Here is a 22524-nt window from a genome sequence, read left to right as displayed (position 1 = left end):
CTCGCGCGCCGCCCTGCCCGACGTGCGCGATGCGCCGCTCGATCGGGCGAGGTCCGTTCGCGATCCGCTGTGTCAGCCTATGGCGCCGGCGTCATGGGTCGAGCGCGTGGCTCACATCCACGGCGCGGTGGAATGCGTGGTGGTCGCGTCGCGTTTGGTGCGCATGCTTCTTCGTGTCGCCGTCGTCGCCGTCGTCGCCTCCGCGCTCGGTTGTCACGCCGCGGCGTCGTCGGGCGCGCGCCGTCTCGAGGGCGGGCGGTCGTGGGACGCCGTGAGCGACGCGGAGGTCCTGGCCGTCCTCTTGCCCGGATACGATTCGACGACGCACACGGCGCCGGTGACGCCATGGAGCGTCGAGGACGGCGGTGAGATCCGCCAAGGGCTCTCCTCCGCCCCCGGCGTTCGGGACTGCGCGGGGCGCGTCCATCCCGCCGTCCGACCCGTGGACGAAGCTCCGTCGTCGCGCACGCCCGTCGCCGTCTCGACGCGGACGGTCCTGAGCAAGGACCGCCTCGCGGTGTGGATCGTCACCGGTCAAGACGGCGGCTTCTGTGCTCCCAAGCTCGGATTCGTGGCGCTCCTGACGCGGCGGTCGAACGCGATCGCCGCGCGGACGACGCCGCTTCGGCTGTCGTGCGTGGAGGTCCCCAAGCGCTTCGAGCTCATCGAGCTCGGCTCCACCGAGCTCCTCCTCGTCGAGGACGGATCCGGCAGCGAGCACGGCGGTCGCCAGCTCTTCCATGTCCTGACGCCGACCGCCGACGGCCTCGTCGGCGCCGGCTCGTTCGAGGGCTCGGGGCAGGAAGGGCTTCCGCGGGACGGCGCGGTGCGAACGATCGCGTCGACGTACGTCGTGAGCGGCGACGAGCTCGTCGTGACGGACACGTGGACGGACGAGTCGTGCGCGCCCGACGCGGCGAGCGCGGAGCTGTACGCGTGCGCGCTGACGTCACGTGGGCGTGTCGAGAAGAGGCTCGCGGTCCGCGGCGGCAAGCTCGTCGCGCGGCTCGTGCCCCGAGGCTGACGTAAGCGCGTCGTTACATCCGGTGGGATCGCGGCCCCAGGGGCGTCGTGAAAACCTCGTGTTTTCGCGGGGTGTGACCATGGAACGCTCGCTGCTTCATGCTCGTCGCATGAAGGCTTGCCCGAACGCGCACTGCCCGCACCGCCTCCAGTACGGCACGCCCGCTCCGTACCTCGCGACCGCCGTGCAGTGCCGCCACTGCGCCGGTCACGTCGTCCCGATCGAGCACCTCGAGCGAGCCGCCCGATCGGCGACGACCGTCCTCACCGGCCGCGGACCCCGGCTCGGCGAGGGCATGCTCTTCTTCCTCGGCCTCGCCGGCGTGGTCGTGCCGCACATGCTCGCGCAGGCCTTCGGCAACGTCGCCTACGCGCTCCCCGTCCTCGCTCTCGCGTACGGCCTCAGCCGGCTCCCGCGGCGCAGCGTCCGGAGCACGCTCGACACGACCGTCGTCCGCGCCGTCCGCGCGCGCTGAGAGCCGTCAGAAGCTGGCGAGCGACAAGCCGGTCGACGTGCTGCCCGGCCTCGCCGTCGCGTCGTTGCCGGAGGAGGAGCCGGCGATCAGGACCCCGCCCACGACGATCGCCGCCACCGCGACGACGATCGCGCCGCCGATGAGCCACGGCGTGAGCGAGCGCGCCTCGTCTTCGAGCACCACGTGGAGCGTTTGCGTCTCCGCGGCCTTCACGTCGACGCTCTTCGAGTACGGCCGCTTCCCCGTCTTCCTGACGCGCACCTCGTGCTTGCCCGTCGCGACCGTCCCGTCGAAGCGATCGCTCACCGGCGAGAGATCGTCGATCGTGATCCGCGCCCCCGCTTCGGCCGTCACGACGAGACGCCCCTCCGGTGCGGAGACCGTCGCGCTCCCGAAGACGATCGTCTCGCGGCGCCCCTTCTCTCCTTCCTTGATCGCGATCCGCCGCGTCTGGATCGGGTAGCCCTTCTTCTCGAAGGTGAGCGTGTGCTCGCCGGGATCGATCGGGAGCGGCTCCGCGTAGAGGTGGCCGGCGAACGGTTTGTGATCGACGCCGATCTCCACGTCGGTGACGGCGACGCCGTTCTCGAGCGCGGTGAAGAGCACCGTCGGCATCGCGGCGTCGACCTCCTCCAGGTGCGCGACGCAGTCGTCGCGGACGATCTGCGGGCACTCCGGCGCGCTGCACGCGAGGAGCGAGACGCGCGCGGCTCGAAGCGCGCCGCGTCGGCGAAGGACGTCCGCGTCCTCGTTCGCGGAGATGCATCCTTCCTTCGAGGGCGCCGCGACCGCGGGCCGCGCGAGGGCGAAGAGCGCGACGGCGGTGACCAGGACGACGAGCGCGCGCCTCAGTGAACGCATTCGGGCTTCCAACGCTTCCTCCCCGTCGCATCGAAGACGTACGGCTCCGTGCAGTCGACCTTCACCGGCGCCGGCGCCGGCGCTGGCGCGATCGCGGGCGGAGCGGCGTCCGGGACCGGGACGTCCGCGACGGCGGCGTCGACGACCGGCGGCGGCGGCGGCGCGCTGGCGGTCACGGTGACGGTCACGGTCACGGGCGGAGGCGCGCTCTCCGGGCTCGCCGTCGGTTCGGCTCGTCGTGCCCGGATCGCGGGGGCGACCAGGACGCCGACGAGCCCGAGCACGGCCAGGCCGGCGACGACGGCGCCGATCGCGATCGCGGCGGTGTTGTCGTCCGTCTTCTTGGCCGTGATCGGCGGCGGGCTCGAAGCGCGCGGCGGCCCCCACGCTTTGCCGGTCGTGCTGGCGCCGACGGGCGAGAAGGGACCGGTCGCGGAGGGCGGCGTCCGTTGCGACGCCAAGGTCGGATCGAAGAGCGTGCGGTCTCTCGTCTTCGGTGTCGGTGTCGGCGCCGCGACCGGGGCGATCGGCGCGGGCGCGGTCGAGGAGCGCGGGACCTCGATCCCCGCCGTCGCGAAGACACCGGCGATCGTGGCGACGGACTGGCGTCCGAAGTCCGATGCAAACGGCGCGAGCGCGTTCGCGAGCTCGGCGACGTTGGCGAACCTGGCGGCGGGGTCCTTCGCGAGGCATCGGAGGATGACCTGCTCGAGCGCCTCGGGGATGTCCGGCCGCTTCGCACGGATGGGCGGCGCGGGCTCGTCGAGGATCCGCCCGCACAGCTCCGGGAGCGAGTCGCCGTCGAAGGGCGGCCGGCCGACGAGGCACTCGTGAAGGACGATCGCGAGCGACCAGATGTCGGTGCGTCCGTCGACGGCGCTGAACGAGCGGATCTGCTCCGGCGCCATGTAGAGCGGGGAGCCGAGCATCGTGCCCGCCTTCGTCAGCGCGCTCTCGCCCCCCGCGTCGATCACCTTCGAGATCCCGAAGTCGAGGACCTTCACGAGGTCGTGACCGTCGGCGCGCTTCGTGACGAAGAGGTTCGCGGGCTTGAGGTCGCGATGGACCATCCCCTGGCAGTGCGCCTCCGCGAGCGCCTCCGACGTTTGAAGGATGAAGTCGACCGCGGTCGCGATGGCTTGCCGACCGGACCGGCGGAGGATCCCGTCGAGGTCGGAGCCCTCGAGGAACTCCATCACGATGTACGGCACGCCGTGGTCCAGGACCCCGACGTCGAGGACGCGGACGACGTGCTCGCTCCGGATCTTGCGGACGGCCTTCGCCTCGCGGACGAAGCGCGCGATGCGCTCCGAGTCGCCCGCGTGCGCGGCGTGGAGGAACTTGATCGCGACCGGCTCGTCGAGGTGCAGATGCGTCGCCGCGAGGACGTAGCCCATCCCGCCATGACCGAGGACGCGATCGACGCGGTACTTGCCCGCGAGGACCGTCCCCGGCGGCGGCGTGTTGATCAGCTCCTCGCTCGCCATCGGTGCCTGCCGATGATACCCGCGAAGCGGCGACGTGCCTCGGCGATGCGCTCACGTTCTACGAACGAGCCTCGTGATCGTGAGATGGATCGCGAGGATCCGCTGCATCATTCCTTCGCGCTGAGGGGCTTCGGGCGGCGTGACGGTCCAACCGTCGACCTCCGCCTCGATCGAGCGGACGTCGCTCCGCAGGGTCTCGACCTCGGTCGAAGGTGGCATCTTCGCGAGCTGCTCGCTGGCCGTCCGGATGGCCTTCGTGATCGCGGGGAAACGCCTCTCCTTCGGCATCGAACGTCACCTCGAGCTGGCGTGCGGAGGGAGGAACGTCCCGCCGTTCTTCTCGATCAGGGTCTGGGTGGGAGCCTCCACCCCGATCATGTCGGCGAACGTGCTGCCGTCGAACCGGTTGTCCCCCAAGATCGCGTCCGTCAGGACGACGCCAGTGAAGTCGCAGAGGACGAAGCGTGCGCCGCGGAGGTCCGCGTCCTTGAAGTTGCATCGCACGAGCGACGTCCCTTGGAACCGAGACCCGCGGAGATCGGCGCCCGCGAAGTCGACGCCGACGAGCTCTCGATGCGTGAAGACTTCGCCGCGCAGCGCGGCCTTCTCCTCCTGGCTGTAGACGCGTTCGAACGTGCCATTGGGCGAGGACGCACTTTCCATCGTTGCTGATCGCCCCCACAGCAAGGTCGATACCGAGCAGATTTGCGCGCATGTCCGGCACGCCGGCGCGGGCCGGGCGCGCGGATGAGCCGATCGCGCCAATTTGGCGTAGCCCCCGACGCTCGAACACGACAACACGACGCCGTCTGAGCTCGTTCGTCGGCGCGCCGGTCACCTGAAGCGTCGATCCGACATCGTCCCTCGTGAATCGGTCGCACGAACGCCACGAGCGAGGCGAGGTGAGGAAACCTGGCGGTAGCGGTAGACGACAGCGTCGTCGGAGCGCGTGCTCGTACGTCTCGCGTGAGCGACCAGCTCTGCTCGCGGAAGGAGCTCGAGTGTGCCGCGGTACGGAGCCTGCACGTCTTGCTCGTGGAAATGGAGCAACAGAGGAGTTCGAGATGCGAGTTACGAGCGGAGCACTACCCATCATCCTGGGCTTGGTCGTCGGCGCGACGGCGTGCGGGAGAGACAAGACCAGCACCACGACCACGACCTCGAGCGAGACGCCTGCCGGCACCGAAGCGCGGTACGACGAGCCCGAGAAGACGGCCGACCAGATCGACCGTAGCGCGAAGATGGCGGCCGACGACGTGGGCCGTGCCGCCGGCGTCGCGAGCGACGAGATCGAGCGCGCGGTGGACGACAAGACCGCGACGCCGCTGACGGCGGGCAAGACGGGCAAGAAGGCCAAGGGACCCGAGACGCGCGCGGCGCAGACGAAGACCACCGACGACACCGAGGACGTCCGCGACGCGCGCGACGCAGAGGAGCCGGTCGGCGTCACGACGATCACCCAGGCCGAGGTCGTGGCGCCGACGCCGCCGCCGACCGCAACGCCGGCGCCGGCTCCGGCGCCGACGGGCGATCAGGGATACGTCAATCGCTCGACGGTGCTCGGCAACGGCCAGTCGGGCACGTACACCGACGGTCAGGGCACGTACGGCGGACGAGCGACGTGGGGAACCGGCGTCCCGAAGTGATCCGCCCTACCGAAAGGGGCCCGGCACCTCGTCGTCCTCCGGCTCGGGGACGTAGCGGCCGGCGAGGCGCTCGGCGCAGCCTGGATGAGGAACGCGTCGGGCGACGGCGCTGAGGGCTTTGAGCCACGTGCGGTCGTCGTTCGGGACCCCTTTGAGCACGACCCTCGCCGCGTCCGCCAGCGCGGGCTCGACGAGCTCGACGTCTGGTGGAACCTCGCGATCGAGCTCGGCGATCTTGCGCCGAGGATGCGCGAGCACGCCGCCGAGGTGCTCGACGGCAGGATCGCGGACTTCGGCGTGCCGAGCGACGTGCCTGCGTTCGCCGAGCAGCTCGATCGCGTCGTCACCCTCCTCGGCTGCTCCGGCCGCGTGCACGTGAGCTGCTACGGCGGCCGCGGACGCACCGGCCTCGCCCTCGCCTGCATCCGGATGTTGCTCGAAGAGGAGGCGCCGGAGGTCGCGCTCGCGGCGGCGCGTGAGGTTTCGGGCGGCCCCGAGACCGAGGCGCAAGCGGCGTTCGTGGTCGACCTCCATCGCGCCCTGCGCGGCGATTGACGCCTCGTGCGGTCGCGCCGACTGGCTCGTGCGCGAGCCGCGGACCGTCCTCGATCCGGTGGGCGGGTGGTCGTAACTGCTGGACTTCGCTGCGGTGTACGCTCGGGAGGAGCGGGTGCACCGGTTGCATCGAGGCGGCATCGCCATGCGCTCCACCATCGCTTTCTTCTCCACCGTCCTCTTGGCGTGCACCGCCGGTGGAACGACGCCGGACTCCTCGACGGAGAGCCACCTCTCCTCGACGTGCACCGGCGACGCCGCTTCGGACGAGGCGCGCGCGCTGATCGCGGCGGCGCTGCCGGACGGCAAGACGCCGTGCGATCTCGGCCGCCCGAACGACGCCCTCGACGCGATCTACCCCGCGTCCATCGCGCACGATCCCTTCCGCGCCTCGATCTACGAGCGCCTCTCGCAGCAGCCGCTCGCGATCCCGGGGACGGGAAAGAAGATCGCCGGCTCGCTCGCCGGCCCGCATCCGGTGGGGCGCGCGCTGCGCGAAGCCGCCGCGCTCTGGGACGCGCCGATCGCCGACGACGTCCCGCCGGCGGCGGCCGCGACGACGTTCGAAGGAGCGCTCGCTGCGTTCGGCGGCGCAGACGCGCCGGACACGAGCGCGATCCCGGCCGCGCTCAAGGACGATCTGCGGCCGGTCCTCCGCGCCCTCCGCGCCGCGATCGACCTTCGAAACGAGGCGATCCCGACGGACGCGGACCTCGCGCGTTGGTTTCGCGCGCCGCTCGGCATGTTCGTTCAGATGAGGGAGGTCGTGCCGACCGCGCAGAAGATCGATCTGCGCCGCCCGGCCGATCGCGCGTTCCTCGTCGAGCAGGTCCGCTACGACCTGCTAGCGCGCGCGGCGTTCGTCGTCAGCGAGGCGGTCGAGGGGCTCCGCGACCGAGCGCGGACGTATCCAGGGAGCTACGCGTTCAGCCACGCGACGCCGTTCGGCCGGATCGTGGTCCGCGGCACCGACGCGGACACGTACCTCGCGGACGATCCCAGCCTCGCGGGCGAGCTCCTCCTCCTCGTCGACGCCGGCGGCGACGATCGTTACGAGATCCCGACCGGCGCGACGCAGTCGCCGTCGAACCCGGTCTCGGTCGCGATCGACCTCGGCGGTAAGGACACGTACACGTACGTCAAGACGGTGCAGGGCGTGAACGAGCGGCCCGATCCCGACGCCGCGGGGCGCCGGCCGGCGGTGCCTCGTCACAGCCTCTCCGAGATCGGACGCCAAGGCTCCGGCCGGCTCGGGATCGGGATGCAGTTCGATTTCGGGAACGACGACGATCTCTACGAGAGCCTCCGCCTCTCGCAGGGCAGCGGCGTCCTCGGAGTGGGTGTCCTCTACGACGAGGGCGGCAACGATCGCTACGCCGCCGAGAGCGTCGCGCAAGGGGCGGCCCATTTCGGAATTGGCCTCCTCGTCGACGGAAAAGGCAATGACGAATACCACGCCTATTCGGTAGTCCAGGGCGGCGCCTACGTGAAAGGTGTCGGCATGCTCGTCGATCACGGCGGCGACGACGTCTACTGGGCAAACCCGGGCAACACGTACATCGCCGACGAGAACCGGATCGCGGGCCACGACTACTTTTATGATTACGGCATCGCGCAGGGCGCGGCGTGGGGGCGGCGCGGCGATTACCCGATCGACGGGATCGCCGGCGACGGCCACGCGTCGGGCGGCGTCGGCGCGCTCTTCGATCTCGGCGGCGCGGACAAGTACACGTGCGGCGCGTTCTGCCAGGGCACCGGCTACTGGTTCGGCACCGGCATCCTCTGGGACGACGGCAAGGGCAACGACGAGACGTACGCGCGCGTCTTCGCCGCCGCCTCGGGCGTGCACTTCGGCCTCGGCGTCTACCACGACGACGGCGGCGACGATCGCTACAACATCGGCGCGCGCCCGGAGGGCCTGACGCTCGGCGCCGGCGACGACCTGAGCCTCGCGTGGTTCGAGGACCTCGGCGGCGACGATCGCTACGAGGGCGGCCGCTACAGCTTCGGCAGCGGGACCGAGCGCGGCGTCGGGATCTTCCTCGACGTATCCGGCGACGACGAATACACGAGCAGCCGCAAGGGCGGCTTCGGATCGTTCGACGATCCGGCGGACTGGAACCGCCCCAGCCATCCACGCTTCCGGCTGCTCGGCGCCGGCATCTTCGTCGACGGCCAGGGCACGGACCGCTACACCCGCCCCACGACCCCGCCCGGCCAGACCTGCGCCGGCTGCAACTGGACCGCGCAATCGGCGGCGCCCAACGTCTTCGGCGCGGGCGTCGATCTCCCTCGGAGCGAATAGGCCTCAGCGACCGCACGACGCGTACGCCGCCGTGCACTCCGCTTCGGTCTTGAACAGCTTCTCGCATCCGGCGCCGCGGCAGCGCATCGAACCTTGCTCGGTCGCGGTCGGGTGCGTCCGGCACGAGGTGCCGTCCCACACATACACGTTCGAGGCCGGACAGCGTGGCGCTGGGAGCTCGTAGCGGATCGCAGCCTCGGGAGCGGCGCACCCGTCGTCGGAGCACCCGAACGTCGAGCCGTCTCCACCGATGCAACGGGGAGCGAGGCCGACGTCGATTCGGACGGAGGCCTTCGTGACCGCCCCATCGCACGAGACGAGGTACTCCGGCCCCGCGGCCTGACTCGGTGGCTGGGCGTCGTCGCTCGAGCACGCGGTCAGGATCGCCGTCAGAACGAAACATGCCTTCATCCATCGCGTCATCATGTTCTCGCCGAGCGTCGCACCGTGCGGAGGAGCCGTCCACCCTCGGTGGGCCTACCGCGAGGCGACGCGCATCCGCGGGTCGAGCAGCTGGTAGGCGAGGTCGACGAAGAGGGTGGAGAGGACGACGACGCTGCTCGTGACGATGACGCAGCCCATGATGAGGGGGCCGTCGCGGTCGAGCATCGCGTTGACGGAGAGGGAGCCGATGCCGGGCCAGCGGAAGACGCTCTCGGTGACGATCGCGCCGCCGACGAGGGTGCCGACCTCGAGGCCGAAGATGGTGACGATCGGGACGAGCGCGTTCCGGAGCGCGTGGCGCACGAGCACCGCGCGGCGCGAGAGGCCCTTCGCGCGCGCGGTGCGGACGTAGTCCTGCGCGAGCTCCCCGATCATCTCGTCGCGCACGATGCGCGTGTAATACGCCGCGCCGAACACGCCGAGCGTGATCGCGGGGAGGACGACGCTCGCGAGGTGCTCGCCCGCCGTCTCGCCGTAGCCGTCGATCGGGAAGAGGCGCAGCTTCACCGCGAACACGTACTGCAAGAGGAGGCCGATCACGAAGGTCGGGGCGCTCACGCCGAGGAGGCTCGCGCCGACCGCGATCCGATCCGCGGTGCGCCGCTTGTTCGCCGCCGCGACGACGCCCGCGCTGACGCCGATGATCGCCTGCACCATCGCGGCGCCGAACGCGAGGAGCAGCGTGCGCGGCGCGCGCTCGGCGAGGATGGTCGTGACGGGGCGCCGCTGCTGGTAGCTCTTCCCGAGATCGAGGTGGAGCGGCCCGAGCGTCCCGCACGTCGCGTGCGCGGGGTCCTCGTCTGCGCTCGGACCGAAGTGGACGAGCCGCGTCACGAAGAGCCCGTATTGCACGTAGAGCGGTCGGTCGAGCCCGAGGTCCTTGCGGATGCGCGCGACCGCCGCCGGCGGCGCCTGCTGCCCCGCGATCATCCGCGCCGGATCGCTCGGCAGCGCGTTGTTCACGAGGAACGCGAGCGTGATCGTCGCCCACACGACGAAGACGGACCAGGCCGCGCGGCGAAGGAGGCGCTTCACCGCGCGAGCGCCCCCAGCGCGTTCGGCGTGAAGATCCGCGCGCCGACCGAGCCCGCCGCGCGATCGAGCCAGACCTTGCCGAAGTCGTGGACCCAGACCGGGTGCGTGCGGTGATCGCGGAGGTAGGGCTGGCGCTGGGTGTAGAAGCGGAACGTCTGCGTGAAGGCCCACGGCGCGTCGTCGAGGAGGATCCCCTGCGCGTCGTGGAGGAGCACCTTGCGCCGCGCCGGATCGAGCTCGCGGTGCGCGCGCTCGACGAGGTCGTCGAAGCGCGGGTTCGCGTAGAACGACCAGTTGTTGGAGGACTCCTCCGCGATCGCCTTCGTGTGGAACATCGGCTCGAGGAACGCGAGCGCGTCGGGGTAGTCCTGGATCCAGAAGCCGGGCCCGATCGCGGAGCCGTGGCGGCGGCCGCGGAGCGCGAGGAACGTGGGGTAGTTGACGACGCGGAGCTCGAGGCGGATGCCGATCCGCTCGAGCATCTGCATGAGGAGCTGGCCGGTGTACTCCTGCAGGCCCTGCTTGTAGACGAGGTACGGGACGACCTCGGGGTAGCCGCCCTTCTTCGTCACCGGATCGTAGGGGTAGCCCGCCCTCCGCATGTGCTCGAGCGCGGCGGAGAGATCGGTCTTCTGGCCCTCGATGTCCGGCTCGTAGCCGGGGACGCCGGGGGGGATGAGCTGGTTCGTCGCGCGCAGGTTCGTCGCGCGCACGCGCTGGATCGCGGCGCGATCGATCGCGGCCGACACCGCGCGCCGGATCTCGACGTTGTCGAACGGCTTCATCTCGACGTTCATCGCCTCGCCGATGATCTGGTTGTCGCCGTCGTAGTCGCCGAACGGTTTCCAGCGCGCGTCGGCCTGGAAGCGGAGCTGCTCCGGCGGGATGAAGTCGCGCAGCACGTCGAGGTCGCCGCGCACGAAGCGGAAGAGCTGCGTGTACTGGTTCTGATGGAAGGTCCAGCGCACGGAGTCGAGGTAGGGGAGCCCCGGCTTGAAGTAGCCGTCGTGGCGCACGAGCGTCAGCGACTGCCCGTGCTCCCAGCCGTTCGGCGGCAGCTTGAACGGCCCCGCTCCGCACGGATGCCACGTGTCCACGTAGCGCGCGCCGCCGCTCTTGCACACCGGTCGCAGGACCAACATCGCGGCGAGGGAGAGGAACGTCGCGTCGGGCTCCTTCAGGTGGAACGCGACGACGTACCTCCCTTCGACGTCGACGCCGGGCATCGTCTCCGCCTTCTTCGCGTTCAGCTCGTCGAAGCCGTCGAGCATCGTGAAGTACGACGCGTACGGGTTCGGCGCGCTGCCGTGGAGCGAGCGCTCGACGCTCCGCTTCACGTCGGCGGCGGTCACCTCTTCGCCGTCATGGAAGCGCACGCCTTCGCGGAGGAAGAAGCGGTACGTCTTGCCTTCGTCGGCGAGCTCCCACCGCTCCGCGAGATCGGGGACGATGTTGCCGTCGTGATCGAAGTCGACGAGGCCGGCGAAGACCTGCTCGACGATCTGCGGCGCGAGCCCGTCGGCGACGTTCGCGGGATCGATCGCGCGGATGTCGCCGAACGTCGCGAGGTTCACCGTCCCGCCGCGCTTCGGCTCGCTGCTCCCCGCCGAAGGCAGCGGCGTCGGGACCTCGCTCGCGCAGCCGCACAGCGCGAGGACGCTAATCGCGGCGTGGATCGAGCGCATCGCGCAGGCCTTCTCCGAGGAGGTTGAAGCCGAGGACGGCGGTGAGGATCGCGACGCCGGGCGCGCCCGTGATCCACGGCGCGGCGGAGAGGTAGTCCTGCCCCTCGAACAACATGTGGCCCCAGGTCGGGGTCGGCGGCGCGATGCCGGCGCCGAGGTACGAGAGCACGCTCTCGGCGAGGATCATCTGCGCGACGAGGATCGTCGCGAGGACGACGAGCGGCCCCGCGATGTTGGGGAGGACGTGGCGCGTGAGGATGCGCGGCGTCGACTGGCCGAGCGCGCGCGCGGCGACGACGAAGTCGAGGTGACGGAGCTGGAGCGTCTTCGATCGCACGATGCGCGCGATGCCGAGCCACCCCGTGAGCCCGAGCGTGAGGAAGATCGTCGACGCGGTCGTGCGCTCGAGCGCGGCGCCGAGCGCCATGACGATGAGGAGGAAAGGGAAGGCGAGACCGACGTCGACGACGCGCATCGCGACCGTGTCGAGGAGCGTGCCCTCGTACCAGCCCGCGACGACGCCGACGACGCTCCCGATCGCGATCGCGATCGCGGTCGCGCACACGCCGATGAGGAGCGAGACGCGCGCGCCGGTCGCGAGGCGCGCGAACACGTCGCGGAAGAGGCGGTCGGTGCCGAGCCAGTACTCGCCGCTCGGACCGACCGGGAGCAGCTCGGGCGTGACGCCGCGCGCGAAGTCGCTCGTGTACGGGTCGTGCCTTGCAAGGAATGGACCGACGATCGCGAGGGCGACGAGGACGCCGACGAGCACGAGCCCGACGCGGACGTTGCCTCGGATCCGCACGCGTCCCATCGGTCAGCGATCGCTGGCGCGTGCGGCGGCCTTCTTCTTCGTCTGCTTCTTCTCGCGCGGCTCGGGCTCCTTCGGCACCTCGAGGAACGACGCGAGCGTGAGGGCGAAGGCCTGCGGCTGCTCGTCGGGCGGGCAGCGACCGCACTCCAGCACCTCGAACCGCGCGTGGAGCTCGCGCGCGAGGCGGCGTCCGTGCTCGATCGGCGCGATCGCGTCGTCGCGGCCCCACACCACGAGCGTGTCCGCGGTCACGCGCGGGAGGTGCGCGACGAGCGGGCGCGTGTCCGCCTTCGCGACCAGCGTCGCGTGCGCGGCCTGGCGCGCGCCCGGCGTGTTGAAGACGTCGTAGAGCTCGTCGGCGCGGCCGGCCGGCACCTTCGGCGCGCCGGCGTAGACGGTGGACTGCACGTAGGAGCGGAAGAGCGCGCGGCCCATCGCCTGCCGCCAGACGAGGGCGCCGACGAGCGGGAGGCGGCCCGCGCGCTCGAGGGCGTGCTCCTGCGGCGGGTAGACGAGCGCGGAGGAGAGCACGAGCTTGTTCACGCTCGCGGGGTGCTGCGCCGCCAGCGTGAGCGCGACGCCGCCGCCCATCCCGTGGCCGCAGACGTGGACGCGGCCGAGGCCGAGCGCGGCGACGAGATCGAAGAGCGAGCTCGCGAAGGCGTCCCAGCCGTACGCGTAGCGCTGCGGATCGGGCTTCTCGCTCGCCCCGAAGCCGGGGAGGTCCGGCGCCAGAACATGGAACCTTTCCGCGAGCTTCTCGATCGACGCGGACCACACGTCGCGCGACGAGCAGAAGTCGTGGAGGAGCAGGAGCGGCGTCTTCCTCGCGCCTTCGCCCGCCTCGACGAAGCGAATCCGCGCTCCACGAGCGGCGATGTCCTTCGGGACGAGCACGGTGGGCAACATACACCCACTCCGAATTCGTGCGCGAGGCGTGACATGGATGAGCGGCGATCGGACATTTTATGTCCTAGCGTGATGGATAAGTGCGCGTAGCTGCTCCATTATGGAAAACGTCTAAAAAAAAGCAGATCACGACGTTGACCCTCGTCTGTGGCTCGGAATATTGTCGCTCGCGTCGGAGCTATGCCGGCCTTCCTCCAGTCGATGGAGACGCGCCAGGCGACCTCGGTGGAAGCATCGCCGAGGTGCAGTACCCAAGCCTCTCACTGATCGCGAGCGAGCTCGCGCGGGGTGACGTGCGCCTTGGTTCGGGTCGGGGGGCTCGATGGAGAAAAGGTGCCGCGCTGTAGGACATCGGTCCTCGAGCGGCGCTCCGGGGGACGTGCGTCTCAAGGGCTGGTGCGTTGCGCCGGCAGCAACGGAGGAAGCAAATGGAGTCGAATCATCTCGAAGCTGGGGAAGTGGTCTCGGTCGTCGAATCGATGGACTCGATCGACAGCGGTACGACGGAGACGATCACCGGCGACGAGGGTCCGGCCCTCGCGACCGACGGTGCGCTCGCCCTCGCTCCCCAGCCGACCGAGGAAGAGAAGGTCACGCGGGAGCAGCGCCGCTCGCGCCGCAAGCGGGACATCCGCGCGCGCACGATCAGCGTGAAGCGCATGACGAAGCGCGAGCTCGAGATGGGCCGCCTCCTCTACCCGGAGGTCGACGACATCGTCCGCCCGAAGACGCGCTCGGAGTGCCAGGACGCGGAGCGCCCGTGCCCGTTCGTCTCCTGCAAGCACCACCTCTACCTCGACGTGTCCGCCCGCACCGGCGCGATCAAGTTGAACTTCCCCGACCTCGAGGTCTGGGAGATGAACGAGACGTGCGCGCTCGACGTCGCCGACCGCGGCGGCACGACCCTCGAAGAGGTCGGCGCGATCATGAACCTGACCCGCGAGCGCATCCGCCAGGTCGAGGTGAAGGGCCTCGCCAAGCTCCAGGCGCTCAAGGACATGAACGCCCTCCGCGACTACGTCGACGAGGGCCCGATCGGCAAGCGCCGCCTCCCGATCCTCACCAAGAACGAGGATGAGGACGAGGACGAGGACGAGTCGGAGTCGGAGGACGCCGACAACGACAACGACACCAAGGCCGACGGCACCGACAACGGCGACGCCGACTTCGACGTCGAGGAGTTCGCGAGCGACGCCCTCGGCGAGTGACGAGCTGTCCGATTCTTCCGTAGCTTCTTCGTCCCCCCTGCAAGACGGCCCGGAGACCAGCCCTCCGGGCCGTCGCTTTTTGCAGCTCCGGCACTTAACGTCCGCCGCGGGCCGTCGTTCCCAGGAGTGATGTTCTGGCGCCGCAAGGAGAGCTCGACCGGGATCCCGGCTCGGGCGTCCCTGGACGATGACGTCGAGCTGAACGCCGCGCTGGACGCGGTGGGCGAGATCCTGCGCGCGCGGGCGCGGCACGCGTTTCCGCTCGACGGCGAGAGCGCGCCCGAGGTCGAGGTCTACGAGCAGTGGGCCAAGCACATCCTCGTCCGCTCCGCGGCGCCGACCTCGCCCGCGGGCGAGGCGATCGTGGAGCATCGCGACTGGCGCGGGCTCGTCGACTTCGTCGCCAAGCGCGCGCGCCGCGAGAACGAGTACGTCAGCAACTCGATGCGCGACATGCGGAACGCGATCTTCGCGCTCGTCGACTCGATCTCGAAGACGTCGGGGACGCAGGGCAAGAACGACGCGTTGCTGCGGCGCCGCGTGAGCGCCCTCGGCGCCGCGGTCGAGTCGGGCTCGGTCGAGCTCCTGAAGCGCGAGGCGGCGCTCGTCGCGGACGCGGTCAACAAGGCGATCGAGGAGGCGCGGAGGACGGCGGAGCAGCAGAACGCCGATCTCAAGGCGCGGCTCGAGAGCCTCGGCGAGCAGCTCGAGCAGACGCGGCGCGAGGGTGACACCGACGGCCTCACGCGCGTCGCGAACCGCAGGGCCTTCGACCTCGCGCTCGAGCGCGCGCTGACGATCGCGAGCGTCGTGAAGCGCCCCGTCACCCTCATCATGGTCGACGTCGATCGCTTCAAGTCGATCAACGATCAGCACGGGCACCCCGGCGGCGACGCCGTCCTCAAGGCGATCGCCGACACGCTCGCGCGCTCCTTCCCGCGCCGCTCCGACCTCGTCGCGCGCTACGGCGGCGAGGAGTTCGCGATCGTCCTCCCCGACTCGGGCGACGCCGAGGTCACCGTCCTCGCCGATCGCCTCCTCCACGCGATCCGCGCGCTCCGCGTGAGGCTCCCGTCCGAGCGCACGCTCGCCGTCACCGTCTCCGCCGGCGCCGCGATCGCGCTCCCGAACGAGACCGCGAGCGAGCTCGTGGTCCGCGCCGATCGCGCGCTCTACGCGTCGAAGCGCGCGGGCCGCAACCGCTGGTGCGTCGCGCCCGCGATCGCGCCGGACGTCTCGGGCGCTGCGGGTGCTTCGGGCTCGGACGCTCCGGGCGTGAGCGCGGTGGCCTGAGCTCCGTGCATTGACCGCGCCGGTCGCGGTCGCTATCTCGCGCGCATGCCCATCCGGACCGCGCTCCTCTCCGTCTCCGACAAGACTGGTCTCATCGCGTTCGCGCGTGCGCTCGCGAACCGCGGGGTGACGCTCCTCTCGTCGGGCGGGACCGCGAAGGCGCTCGCGGCGGAGGGGATCGCGGTGCAGACGGTCGAGGACTACACCGGCTCGCCCGAGGTGATGGGGGGGCGCGTGAAGACGCTGCACCCGCGCGTCCACGGCGGCATCCTCGCGCGGGAGGGGACCGACGACGCCGACCTCGGCCGCCTCGGCGCGAAGCCGATCGACCTCGTCGTCGTGAACCTCTATCCGTTCGAGAAGGTCGCGGCGAACCCCGCCTCGACGCTCGAGGAGATCATCGAGAACATCGACATCGGCGGGCCGTCGATGGTGCGCTCCGCGGCGAAGAACCACGCGCGCGTCGCGATCGTCTGCGACCCGGCCGACTACGATCGCGTCCTCGCCGAGGTCGAGAAGGGCGGCGAGGTGTCGGCCGCGACGCGGCGCGAGCTCGCGGCGAAGGCCTACGCCCACACCGCGGCGTACGACGCGGCGATCAGCGGCGTCCTCTCGGGCTCGCGCGCCGCGGCCGACGAGAGCGCCGACAAGACGACGTACCCGCGCTACCTCACGCTGCCGTTCGAGCGTGCGTATGCGCTTCGATATGGAGAGAACCCGCACCAGACGGGCGCGTTCTACGTCGAGCGCAACGCGCCGGCGGGGAGCCTCGCGCGCGCGGAGAGCCTCGGCGCCGGCGGCAAGGAGCTCTCCTTCAACAACCTCGTCGACGTCGACGCCGCGCTCGAGGCGGTGCGCGAGCACACCGAGCCGACGGCGGTGGTGGTGAAGCACACGAACCCGTGCGGCGTCGCGACCGCGAAGACGCTCGCGGACGCTTATCGAACCGCGCGCGACGCCGACGCGCTCTCGGCCTTCGGCGGCATCGTCGCGCTGAACCGCGAGGTCGACGCGGCGACGGCGGCGCTCCTCGCGGAGACGTTCCTCGAGTGCGTCGTCGCGCCGTCGTTCGCGGCCGCCGCGCTCGAGGCGCTGCGCGCGAAGAAGAACCTCCGCCTCATCGCGACGGGGAGCCCCGATCCGAACCACGCCGCGCTCCAGTACAAGCGCGTCTCGGGCGGCCTCGTGGTGCAGAGCGCGGACGCGACCGCGGCGCTCGAGGCCTCCGGCGGCAAGGTCGTCACGAAGCGGGCCCCCACCGCGGAGGAGCTCACCGCCCTCGAGTTCGCGTGGCGCGTGTGCAAGCACGTGAAGTCGAACGCGATCGTCCTCGCGAAGGGACAGCGCACCGTCGGCGTCGGCGCAGGCCAGATGTCGCGCGTGATTTCGGTGCAGATCGCATGTGAAAAAGCAGGGGACGAGGCGAAGGGCTCCGTCCTCGCGTCCGACGCGTTCTTCCCGTTCCCCGACGGCATCGAGGCCGCCGCGAAGCACGGCATCACCGCCGTCGCGCAGCCGGGCGGCAGCGTAAAGGACCCCGACGTCATCGCCACCGCCGACCGCCTCGGCCTCGCGATGGTGACGACAGGCTTCCGCCACTTCCGGCACTAGATTTCACGGTCAGGGGCTTCGCTCCCGACACCCCCGCGCCCGCGAACGCTTTCACGGTCAGGGGCTTCGCCCCCGACACCCCCCCGCGCCCGCGAACACGACCCGGCGCGAGGCGCCGGGTTGCTTCGCAACCGCTGTGGCGGTCGCGTTCGCGGGCCCTTCCACCTGACGGCTTAAGGCTACGGTCGTTGGCTTTCACGGTCAGGGGCTTCGCCCCCGACACCCCCCGCGCCCGCGAACACGACCCGGCGCGAGGCGCCGGGTTGCTTCGCAACCGCTGTGGCGGTCGCGTTCGCGGGCCCTTCCACCTGACGGCTTAAGGCTACGGTCGTTAGCTTTCACGGTCAGGCCCGGCTTAAGGCTACTGTCGCTAGCTTTCATGGTCAGGCCCGGCTTAAGGCTACTGCTGATACCCTTTCAACTAGGAGAAGTTGGATGAGCATCGTTGACCATTTTGGCGTGACTGTTACGGATTTCGAGAAGGGGCTCGCGTTCTACGAGAAGGCGCTGGCGCCGCTCGGGATCAAGGTCGTGATGAAGATCGGGAAGGAGCTGACCGGCGGGCAGTACGAAGGGGCCGGGTTCGGCAACGAGAAGGGAAAACCCGACTTCTGGATCGGGGCCGGCGGCGGGAAGAAGCCGGCCGGGAACGCGTGTCATTTCGCGTTCGTCGCGGCGAGCCGTGCGGAAGTGGATGCATTCTACAAGGCCGCGCTGGACGCGGGCGGCAAGGACAACGGACCGCCCGGCGTCCGCGCGCACTACCACCCGGCCTACTACGGCGCGTTCGTCCTCGACCTCGACGGCCACAACATCGAGGCCGTGACGCACAAGCCGGAGTGACGCCCGCCGACTGACGCCCGCCGACCGCGCGGGGACACGACACGCCGACGATTCGCCGCCGTCGCGGTCGCCGTCGCAGCCGTGCCCCAGGTCAGCGCGTCAGCGCGTCAGTTGCAGGTGCCCTTGCGGAAGACGCCGGCGCCCGCGGCGGCGGCGCCGCACGCGTTCGAGTAGGTCTTGCCGTCGCAAGCGCAGACCGGATCGTACTCCGCCGTGCAGACCTCGGGGCGGAGGCGGCAGACGGCGACCGCGTCGGCCATCCCGCAGTACGCGCCGGGCTCGTACGCGCAGTACTCGCGCTCGCCGCACGTGTCGCCGAGGCGACCGCCGCACGCGCGCTCGGCCGGCGGCGGCGGTGCGCACTCGCCCGGCGTGAACTGCGTATGACCCGCCGCGCGCGCGCCGCACGCGTTCGAGTACGTCTTGCCGGCGGCGCAGACGGGATCCCACTCCGCCGTGCAGATGATCGGCTCGGGCAACGCGCACGGCGCCTCGGCGAAGACGCCGGCGCCTGCGCGCTCCGCCGCGCAACGGTTCTCGTACGTCTCGCCGTCGCAGCCGCAGACCGGCGCGTAGATCTCCGCGCAGATCTCCGGGCGCTTCTTGCACGAGCCGAGGTGATCGGCCGCGCCGCACATGTGCCGGACGTCGTAATCGCAGAACTCGTCGCCGCCGCATTGCAGGCCCAGGAACCCGCCGCAGGCGCGCGGCGCGGTGAGGTCGCTCTCCTGCGCGGTCGTGTCGTCCGTGGGGGACGCGCACGCGGCGAGCGAACCGACGAAGAGGGTGAAAACGGAAAGGCCAAGGGTGGAGGAAAGCTTCATGTCCTACATTGGAGCCAAAATCGGGCCAATCCGGATTCATTGAGCTTTTCGGCGAGAGCGCTGCGGGCAAGAGGCCTCGATCGTCGGCCTGCGAGCCTCAGTGGATCGAAGGCACGCCGCCTCTTTTTTGGCCCATCGCTCCCGGCCGTGCGACCGGTGAACCATGGCCGGGATGAACGAGACCTGCACGGTGTGCGGGCGGGGGTTCGAGGTTCAGTTTCGCTACCAGATGGAGGAGCGCGACAACGCGTTCTCCTTCTTCTGCTCGCAGGCGTGCCACGGCAAGAGCCTGCGCGGCGAGACGACGAGCGGCGTCGTCTGCGACTGCTGCAACAAACGCTTCGTGGTCGACCTCGTCTCGCAGGTCGTCCGCATCAAGGGCGAGGCGCGCTACGCGTGCTCCGAAGGCTGCCGCTCGCAGCTCCTCGCCGAGGCCGGCGGCGTGCGCCTCGGCGCCACGATGCCGCTCGCGAAGCCGACGCCGCAGCCCGCGGTGATGCAGCCGCTCTCCGCGCCTCCGCCCACCGTACCGTCCACCCCCGTCGCGATCGCGGCCGCGCCCGACTCCAGCGTCATGCTCGGCTGCGATCCCCCCTCGGTCACGAACGTCGCGGCGGCCGCCGCCGCGCCGCCCGAGTCGACCGCGCGCGTGACGGCGATGCGGCCGACGATGGCCGGCCCGCGGAAGATGGCGATCTTCAACCACAAGGGCGGCACCGGGAAGACGACGACGAGCGTGAGCATCGCGGCGGGCCTCGCGCTCCGCGGCTACAAGGTGCTGCTCGTCGACACCGACTCGCAGGGCAACGTCGGCGTCTCGCTCGGCGTGAAGTCCGACAAGACGCTCTACCACTCGCTCGTGATGGGCCTCCGCGTGCAGGACGTCGCGGTGAAGGTCCGCGAGAACTTCGACGTCCTCCCCTCGAACGAGACCCTCGCCGCCGCGGAGCTCTACCTCGCCGGCCGCCAGAACCGCGACCGCATCCTCAAGGACCGCCTCGCCGCCGCGAGCCAGGCGTACGACGTCATCATCCTCGACTGCTCGCCGTCGCTCTCGCTCCTCAACCAGAACGCGCTCGTGTTCGCGGAGGGCATCATCGTCCCCGTCGCGTGCGACTTCCTCTCGCTCGTCGGCGTGCGGCAGGTCATCAAGACGGTGAAGAACGTCAACTCGCTCCTCCACCACCCGGTCCAGATCCACGGCGTGCTCCCGACCTTCTACGACGGGCGCGCGCGCATCTGCCGCGACGCGTGGGGGACGATGAAGGAGCACTTCGGCGAGCGGTGCTTCCAGCCGATCCGCTCCACGACGCGCATCAAGGAAGCGCCGGCGCAGGGCAAGACCATCTTCGAGCACGCGCCCAAATCGGACGCGGCCACGGACTATCAGCGCGTCGTCGAGCGGCTCATCACGGGCCACGCCGCCGAAGCGGGGGGCGACGCCGACCTCGAGGTCGACGAGGCGATGACGGGCTGAGCCCGGCGGCGGCACCAGGGATTTCACCGAAAGGAAACGACGATGGCAGCGCGAGACGAAGCAGGGCTTGGAACGGCACGAGTGCTCGACGGCGACGAGGTGGAGGGGGTGCTCTCGGGCGCGTTCTACAACCCGGCCCCCGCCGCGCCGGCGTCGGAGCGGCAGCTCAAGGCCGAGAAGCCGACGCACTACAAGGTGATCTGCATCTCGATGTACACGAAGGACCTCGAGCGCCTCGACCAGATCGTGGAGCAGCTCAAGATCCGCGGCATCACGAAGGCGAACCGCAGCGCGCTCATCCGCGTGGCGCTCGAGCAGCTCGATCTCGACAAGGTCCCGCGCGGCCTCTGATCCCCACCCGCGCCGCTTGCGCGCGGCGCGGACGTTTGGCATGAGAGGCGTGCCATGCGCCTCCGGGGATTCGCGGCCGCCGCCTTCGCGCCGAGCATCGTGCTCGTGTGGAGCTGCGCGACCGAGCCGCCGCCCGAGGTGGTCGCCGCGATCGATCCGTCGATCCCCACCATCGACGCCTCGTGGTCGCCGTCGCCCGCGGCGCCGTCCCCCGTCGACGCCGCCGCCCCGCCGTCGCCGCCTCCGCGCGAAGAGCCGCACGACGAGCGCGATGAGCGCGACGAGCCCGACGCCGCCCCCGCCTCCGCGCCGCCGCTGCGCGCCGCGGCCGGTGAGCTGTTCCTCACCGAGGTGATGTACGACCCGCTCGGCCCCGAGCCCGCGAGCGAGTGGTTCGAGGTCTACAACGCCGCCGACACGCCGCGCTCCCTCGCCGGCCTCACGCTCCACGACGGCGCGGACCGCACCCACACGATCGCGGGCGAGCCCGTCGTGGCGCCGGGCGCGTACGCGGTCCTCGCGCGCGATCGCGACGCCGCGATCGCGGACGGCGTGCCGGCGGACGCGATCGTCTACGTGTACGGCGCGGAGGCGAAGGACGGTCAGGGCATCCTCCTCGCGAACGGCGCGACCGGCGCGATCGCGATCGCGGACGGCGCGACCGAGATCGCGCGCGTCGAGTACGGCGCGCTCGGGTTCGCCGCCGCGAGCGGCCGATCGGCGCAAGCCACGGGCGACGACGCCGGCACGTGGTGCAGCGCGGACCCGACGCCGGGCTACGCCGCGAACACGACGAGCTGCTTGTAAGCGAGCATCGCGCCGTCGCTCATGCGCTCGGTCGTGAGGATGAAGGTCGAGAGCGCGGCGTTGCCGACGACGTTGTCGCTCGCGTTCTGCGTGTCGGGTTGACCGTATTGCTTGTATTCTGCATGAGATTCGAAGATCTCCTGCACGAGCGTCTGCTCGAAGACGACCTGCGAGGTGAAGGTCTGCCCGTTCACCGTGACCGAGTAGTGGATGTGCGGGGTGCGCCCTCGGTACCAGCCGGGGAAACACGAGTCGAAGGACACGACGCCGTCGTCGTCCGTCGTCTGCACGCCGCGGAAGTAGTGCTTCGCGCTGTCGGCTTGGTCCTTCAAGCACATGCCGTTGTTCGGCGTGTCGCCCGAGTAGCTGCCGTTGATCTGCGTGTGCCACACCTTCACCTTCGCGTTCGCGATCGGGTTGCACGCGGTGTCGACGACGCGGAAGGCGAGCCGCATCGGGAGGCCGGTGTAGCCCTCGCTGATGTCCTCGCGCACTTGATCCGCCGCCTCGGTGCAGGGGCCCTCCGTCACCCGCGTCAGGAGCACGCACGTGAGCGCGGGGACCGAGAACGGATCCGGGTAGGACGCCTTCGCGGTCATGTTCTTCGTGCCGCCCGTCGCCCACTCGGTGTCGGAGCCGGTCGTCGACCCGCTCGAGGTCGAGCTGCTGCTCGAGGTCGAGGACGATGACGACGATGATGACGTGCCCTCGTCGTCGATGACACCTCCGCCGCCGGAGCACGCGCTCACGGAGCGAAAGAGGAGGAACCCGCCGAGCGAGGCGAGAACGCCCTCGGCGGCCTGGCGGCGGCTGATCATTGGCTGAGATTTGCGCATCGCCCGCTCTGGTGTCGCCCGCCCGCGAAAGCGA

At 70.6% G+C, this 22524-nt stretch carries 24 protein-coding genes; 12 read left to right on the top strand and 12 right to left on the bottom strand.

Annotated elements, in window-relative coordinates; genetic code table 11:
- The first annotated feature begins 163 nt into the window (after positions 1 to 163).
- Positions 164 to 1024, top strand: coding sequence for a hypothetical protein (locus KF837_07090; protein MBX3227059.1), 861 nt, complete (start codon positions 164 to 166; stop codon positions 1022 to 1024).
- 109 nt (positions 1025 to 1133) lie between these two features.
- Positions 1134 to 1499 carry a hypothetical protein gene (locus KF837_07085; protein MBX3227058.1) on the top strand — a complete coding sequence of 122 codons (366 nt, stop codon included), beginning with the start codon at positions 1134 to 1136 and terminating at the stop codon, positions 1497 to 1499.
- Between the two features lie 6 nt (positions 1500 to 1505).
- On the opposite strand, the gene KF837_07080 is transcribed toward KF837_07085, so the two are convergent.
- The 4 genes from KF837_07080 to KF837_07065 are packed head-to-tail and all read right to left on the bottom strand — an operon-like array spanning position 1506 to position 4510.
- Positions 1506 to 2360, bottom strand: coding sequence for a PEGA domain-containing protein (locus KF837_07080; GenBank protein MBX3227057.1), 855 nt, complete (start codon positions 2358 to 2360; stop codon positions 1506 to 1508).
- The gene (locus KF837_07075) at positions 2348 to 3847 is read right to left on the bottom strand and encodes a serine/threonine protein kinase (GenBank protein MBX3227056.1); all 1500 of its coding nucleotides are present in this window, start codon (positions 3845 to 3847) and stop codon (positions 2348 to 2350) included. The genes KF837_07080 and KF837_07075 overlap by 13 nt, the downstream gene beginning before the upstream one ends.
- A gap of 51 nt (positions 3848 to 3898) precedes the next feature.
- On the bottom strand, positions 3899 to 4135 hold the full coding sequence (locus tag KF837_07070; GenBank protein MBX3227055.1) for a hypothetical protein: 237 nt from the start codon (positions 4133 to 4135) through the stop codon (positions 3899 to 3901).
- A gap of 6 nt (positions 4136 to 4141) precedes the next feature.
- Positions 4142 to 4510, bottom strand: coding sequence for a pentapeptide repeat-containing protein (locus tag KF837_07065; protein ID MBX3227054.1), 369 nt, complete (start codon positions 4508 to 4510; stop codon positions 4142 to 4144).
- A 440-nt stretch (positions 4511 to 4950) separates the two neighbouring features.
- Between KF837_07065 and KF837_07060 the strand changes: the two genes are divergently transcribed.
- Positions 4951 to 5493 (top strand): hypothetical protein, encoded by a 543-nt coding sequence (locus KF837_07060; GenBank protein ID MBX3227053.1) that lies wholly within the window; start codon positions 4951 to 4953, stop codon positions 5491 to 5493.
- Positions 5494 to 5499: 6 nt separating this feature from the next.
- Here the strand turns inward: KF837_07060 and KF837_07055 are convergent, their stop codons facing one another.
- Positions 5500 to 5751: a hypothetical protein gene (locus KF837_07055; protein ID MBX3227052.1), complete on the bottom strand. Its 252-nt coding sequence runs from the start codon at positions 5749 to 5751 to the stop codon at positions 5500 to 5502.
- Between KF837_07055 and KF837_07050 the strand changes: the two genes are divergently transcribed.
- On the top strand, positions 5740 to 6048 hold the full coding sequence (locus KF837_07050) for a hypothetical protein (protein MBX3227051.1): 309 nt from the start codon (positions 5740 to 5742) through the stop codon (positions 6046 to 6048). The two genes, KF837_07055 and KF837_07050, sit on opposite strands and share 12 nt — an antisense overlap.
- 145 nt (positions 6049 to 6193) lie before the next feature.
- Positions 6194 to 8353, top strand: a complete 2160-nt coding sequence (locus KF837_07045; protein MBX3227050.1) for a hypothetical protein — start codon at positions 6194 to 6196, stop codon at positions 8351 to 8353.
- 3 nt (positions 8354 to 8356) lie between these two features.
- Here KF837_07045 and KF837_07040 read toward each other — a convergent pair whose 3' ends face one another.
- Genes KF837_07040 through KF837_07020 form a run of 5 tightly spaced genes read right to left on the bottom strand, consistent with a single transcriptional unit; the run spans position 8357 to position 13240 of the window.
- Positions 8357 to 8779: a hypothetical protein gene (locus tag KF837_07040; protein ID MBX3227049.1), complete on the bottom strand. Its 423-nt coding sequence runs from the start codon at positions 8777 to 8779 to the stop codon at positions 8357 to 8359.
- 51 nt (positions 8780 to 8830) lie between these two features.
- On the bottom strand, positions 8831 to 9832 hold the full coding sequence (locus KF837_07035) for an ABC transporter permease (protein ID MBX3227048.1): 1002 nt from the start codon (positions 9830 to 9832) through the stop codon (positions 8831 to 8833).
- Entirely contained in the window at positions 9829 to 11517 is a 1689-nt protein-coding gene (locus KF837_07030) for an ABC transporter substrate-binding protein (protein MBX3227047.1), read from the bottom strand. Before KF837_07030 ends, KF837_07035 begins: the two co-directional genes overlap by 4 nt.
- Positions 11492 to 12331 carry an ABC transporter permease gene (locus KF837_07025; protein ID MBX3227046.1) on the bottom strand — a complete coding sequence of 280 codons (840 nt, stop codon included), beginning with the start codon at positions 12329 to 12331 and terminating at the stop codon, positions 11492 to 11494. Before KF837_07025 ends, KF837_07030 begins: the two co-directional genes overlap by 26 nt.
- A gap of 3 nt (positions 12332 to 12334) precedes the next feature.
- Complete coding sequence (locus KF837_07020; GenBank protein MBX3227045.1) at positions 12335 to 13240, bottom strand: alpha/beta hydrolase; 906 nt, start codon at positions 13238 to 13240, stop codon at positions 12335 to 12337.
- A 479-nt stretch (positions 13241 to 13719) separates the two neighbouring features.
- Here KF837_07020 and KF837_07015 point away from each other — a divergent pair, with 479 nt between their 5' ends.
- From KF837_07015 to KF837_07000, 4 genes are all read left to right on the top strand, one after another.
- Positions 13720 to 14448, top strand: a complete 729-nt coding sequence (locus KF837_07015; GenBank protein ID MBX3227044.1) for a hypothetical protein — start codon at positions 13720 to 13722, stop codon at positions 14446 to 14448.
- A 129-nt stretch (positions 14449 to 14577) separates the two neighbouring features.
- A complete protein-coding gene (locus KF837_07010; protein ID MBX3227043.1) occupies positions 14578 to 15741 on the top strand; it encodes a diguanylate cyclase in 1164 nt (387 codons plus the stop codon).
- A 45-nt stretch (positions 15742 to 15786) separates the two neighbouring features.
- Positions 15787 to 17352 (top strand): bifunctional phosphoribosylaminoimidazolecarboxamide formyltransferase/IMP cyclohydrolase, encoded by a 1566-nt coding sequence (gene purH / locus KF837_07005; GenBank protein ID MBX3227042.1) that lies wholly within the window; start codon positions 15787 to 15789, stop codon positions 17350 to 17352.
- Positions 17353 to 17787: 435 nt separating this feature from the next.
- Positions 17788 to 18195: a VOC family protein gene (locus KF837_07000; protein ID MBX3227041.1), complete on the top strand. Its 408-nt coding sequence runs from the start codon at positions 17788 to 17790 to the stop codon at positions 18193 to 18195.
- Positions 18196 to 18302: 107 nt separating this feature from the next.
- On the opposite strand, the gene KF837_06995 is transcribed toward KF837_07000, so the two are convergent.
- Positions 18303 to 19019, bottom strand: a complete 717-nt coding sequence (locus KF837_06995; protein ID MBX3227040.1) for a hypothetical protein — start codon at positions 19017 to 19019, stop codon at positions 18303 to 18305.
- A 658-nt stretch (positions 19020 to 19677) separates the two neighbouring features.
- Here KF837_06995 and KF837_06990 point away from each other — a divergent pair.
- The 3 genes from KF837_06990 to KF837_06980 are packed head-to-tail and all read left to right on the top strand — an operon-like array spanning position 19678 to position 21654.
- Positions 19678 to 20496 (top strand): ParA family protein, encoded by an 819-nt coding sequence (locus KF837_06990; GenBank protein MBX3227039.1) that lies wholly within the window; start codon positions 19678 to 19680, stop codon positions 20494 to 20496.
- 42 nt (positions 20497 to 20538) lie between these two features.
- A complete protein-coding gene (locus KF837_06985) occupies positions 20539 to 20847 on the top strand; it encodes a hypothetical protein (GenBank protein MBX3227038.1) in 309 nt (102 codons plus the stop codon).
- A 54-nt stretch (positions 20848 to 20901) separates the two neighbouring features.
- The gene (locus KF837_06980; protein MBX3227037.1) at positions 20902 to 21654 is read left to right on the top strand and encodes a lamin tail domain-containing protein; all 753 of its coding nucleotides are present in this window, start codon (positions 20902 to 20904) and stop codon (positions 21652 to 21654) included.
- Here KF837_06980 and KF837_06975 read toward each other — a convergent pair.
- A complete protein-coding gene (locus KF837_06975) occupies positions 21624 to 22472 on the bottom strand; it encodes a protocatechuate 3,4-dioxygenase (protein ID MBX3227036.1) in 849 nt (282 codons plus the stop codon). The two genes, KF837_06980 and KF837_06975, sit on opposite strands and share 31 nt — an antisense overlap.
- Positions 22473 to 22524 lie beyond the last annotated feature (52 nt).

The sequence above is a fragment of the Labilithrix sp. genome (genome assembly GCA_019637155.1).
Lineage (GTDB): Bacteria > Myxococcota_A > Polyangia > Polyangiales > Polyangiaceae > Labilithrix.
Note: the sequence above shows the minus strand (reverse complement) of the source record. Positions and strands in the feature narration are given on the sequence as shown.

Bases quoted from the DNA above. Each gene is read 5' to 3' on its own strand.
- KF837_07090 (MBX3227059.1), top strand. From the start codon at position 164: ATGCTTCTTCGTGTCGCCGTCGTCGCCGTCGTCGCCTCCGCGCTCGGT.
- KF837_07085 (MBX3227058.1), top strand. From the start codon at position 1,134: ATGAAGGCTTGCCCGAACGCGCACTGCCCGCACCGCCTCCAGTACGGC.
- KF837_07080 (MBX3227057.1), bottom strand. From the start codon at position 2,360: ATGCGTTCACTGAGGCGCGCGCTCGTCGTCCTGGTCACCGCCGTCGCG.
- KF837_07075 (MBX3227056.1), bottom strand. From the start codon at position 3,847: ATGGCGAGCGAGGAGCTGATCAACACGCCGCCGCCGGGGACGGTCCTC.
- KF837_07070 (MBX3227055.1), bottom strand. From the start codon at position 4,135: ATGCCGAAGGAGAGGCGTTTCCCCGCGATCACGAAGGCCATCCGGACG.
- KF837_07065 (MBX3227054.1), bottom strand. From the start codon at position 4,510: ATGGAAAGTGCGTCCTCGCCCAATGGCACGTTCGAACGCGTCTACAGC.
- KF837_07050 (MBX3227051.1), top strand. From the start codon at position 5,740: ATGCGCGAGCACGCCGCCGAGGTGCTCGACGGCAGGATCGCGGACTTC.
- KF837_07045 (MBX3227050.1), top strand. From the start codon at position 6,194: ATGCGCTCCACCATCGCTTTCTTCTCCACCGTCCTCTTGGCGTGCACC.
- KF837_07040 (MBX3227049.1), bottom strand. From the start codon at position 8,779: ATGATGACGCGATGGATGAAGGCATGTTTCGTTCTGACGGCGATCCTG.
- KF837_07030 (MBX3227047.1), bottom strand. From the start codon at position 11,517: ATGCGCTCGATCCACGCCGCGATTAGCGTCCTCGCGCTGTGCGGCTGC.
- KF837_07025 (MBX3227046.1), bottom strand. From the start codon at position 12,331: ATGGGACGCGTGCGGATCCGAGGCAACGTCCGCGTCGGGCTCGTGCTC.
- KF837_07020 (MBX3227045.1), bottom strand. From the start codon at position 13,240: ATGTTGCCCACCGTGCTCGTCCCGAAGGACATCGCCGCTCGTGGAGCG.
- KF837_07015 (MBX3227044.1), top strand. From the start codon at position 13,720: ATGGACTCGATCGACAGCGGTACGACGGAGACGATCACCGGCGACGAG.
- KF837_07010 (MBX3227043.1), top strand. From the start codon at position 14,578: ATGTTCTGGCGCCGCAAGGAGAGCTCGACCGGGATCCCGGCTCGGGCG.
- purH (MBX3227042.1), top strand. From the start codon at position 15,787: ATGCCCATCCGGACCGCGCTCCTCTCCGTCTCCGACAAGACTGGTCTC.
- KF837_07000 (MBX3227041.1), top strand. From the start codon at position 17,788: ATGAGCATCGTTGACCATTTTGGCGTGACTGTTACGGATTTCGAGAAG.
- KF837_06995 (MBX3227040.1), bottom strand. From the start codon at position 19,019: ATGAAGCTTTCCTCCACCCTTGGCCTTTCCGTTTTCACCCTCTTCGTC.
- KF837_06990 (MBX3227039.1), top strand. From the start codon at position 19,678: ATGCGGCCGACGATGGCCGGCCCGCGGAAGATGGCGATCTTCAACCAC.
- KF837_06985 (MBX3227038.1), top strand. From the start codon at position 20,539: ATGGCAGCGCGAGACGAAGCAGGGCTTGGAACGGCACGAGTGCTCGAC.
- KF837_06980 (MBX3227037.1), top strand. From the start codon at position 20,902: ATGCGCCTCCGGGGATTCGCGGCCGCCGCCTTCGCGCCGAGCATCGTG.
- KF837_06975 (MBX3227036.1), bottom strand. From the start codon at position 22,472: ATGATCAGCCGCCGCCAGGCCGCCGAGGGCGTTCTCGCCTCGCTCGGC.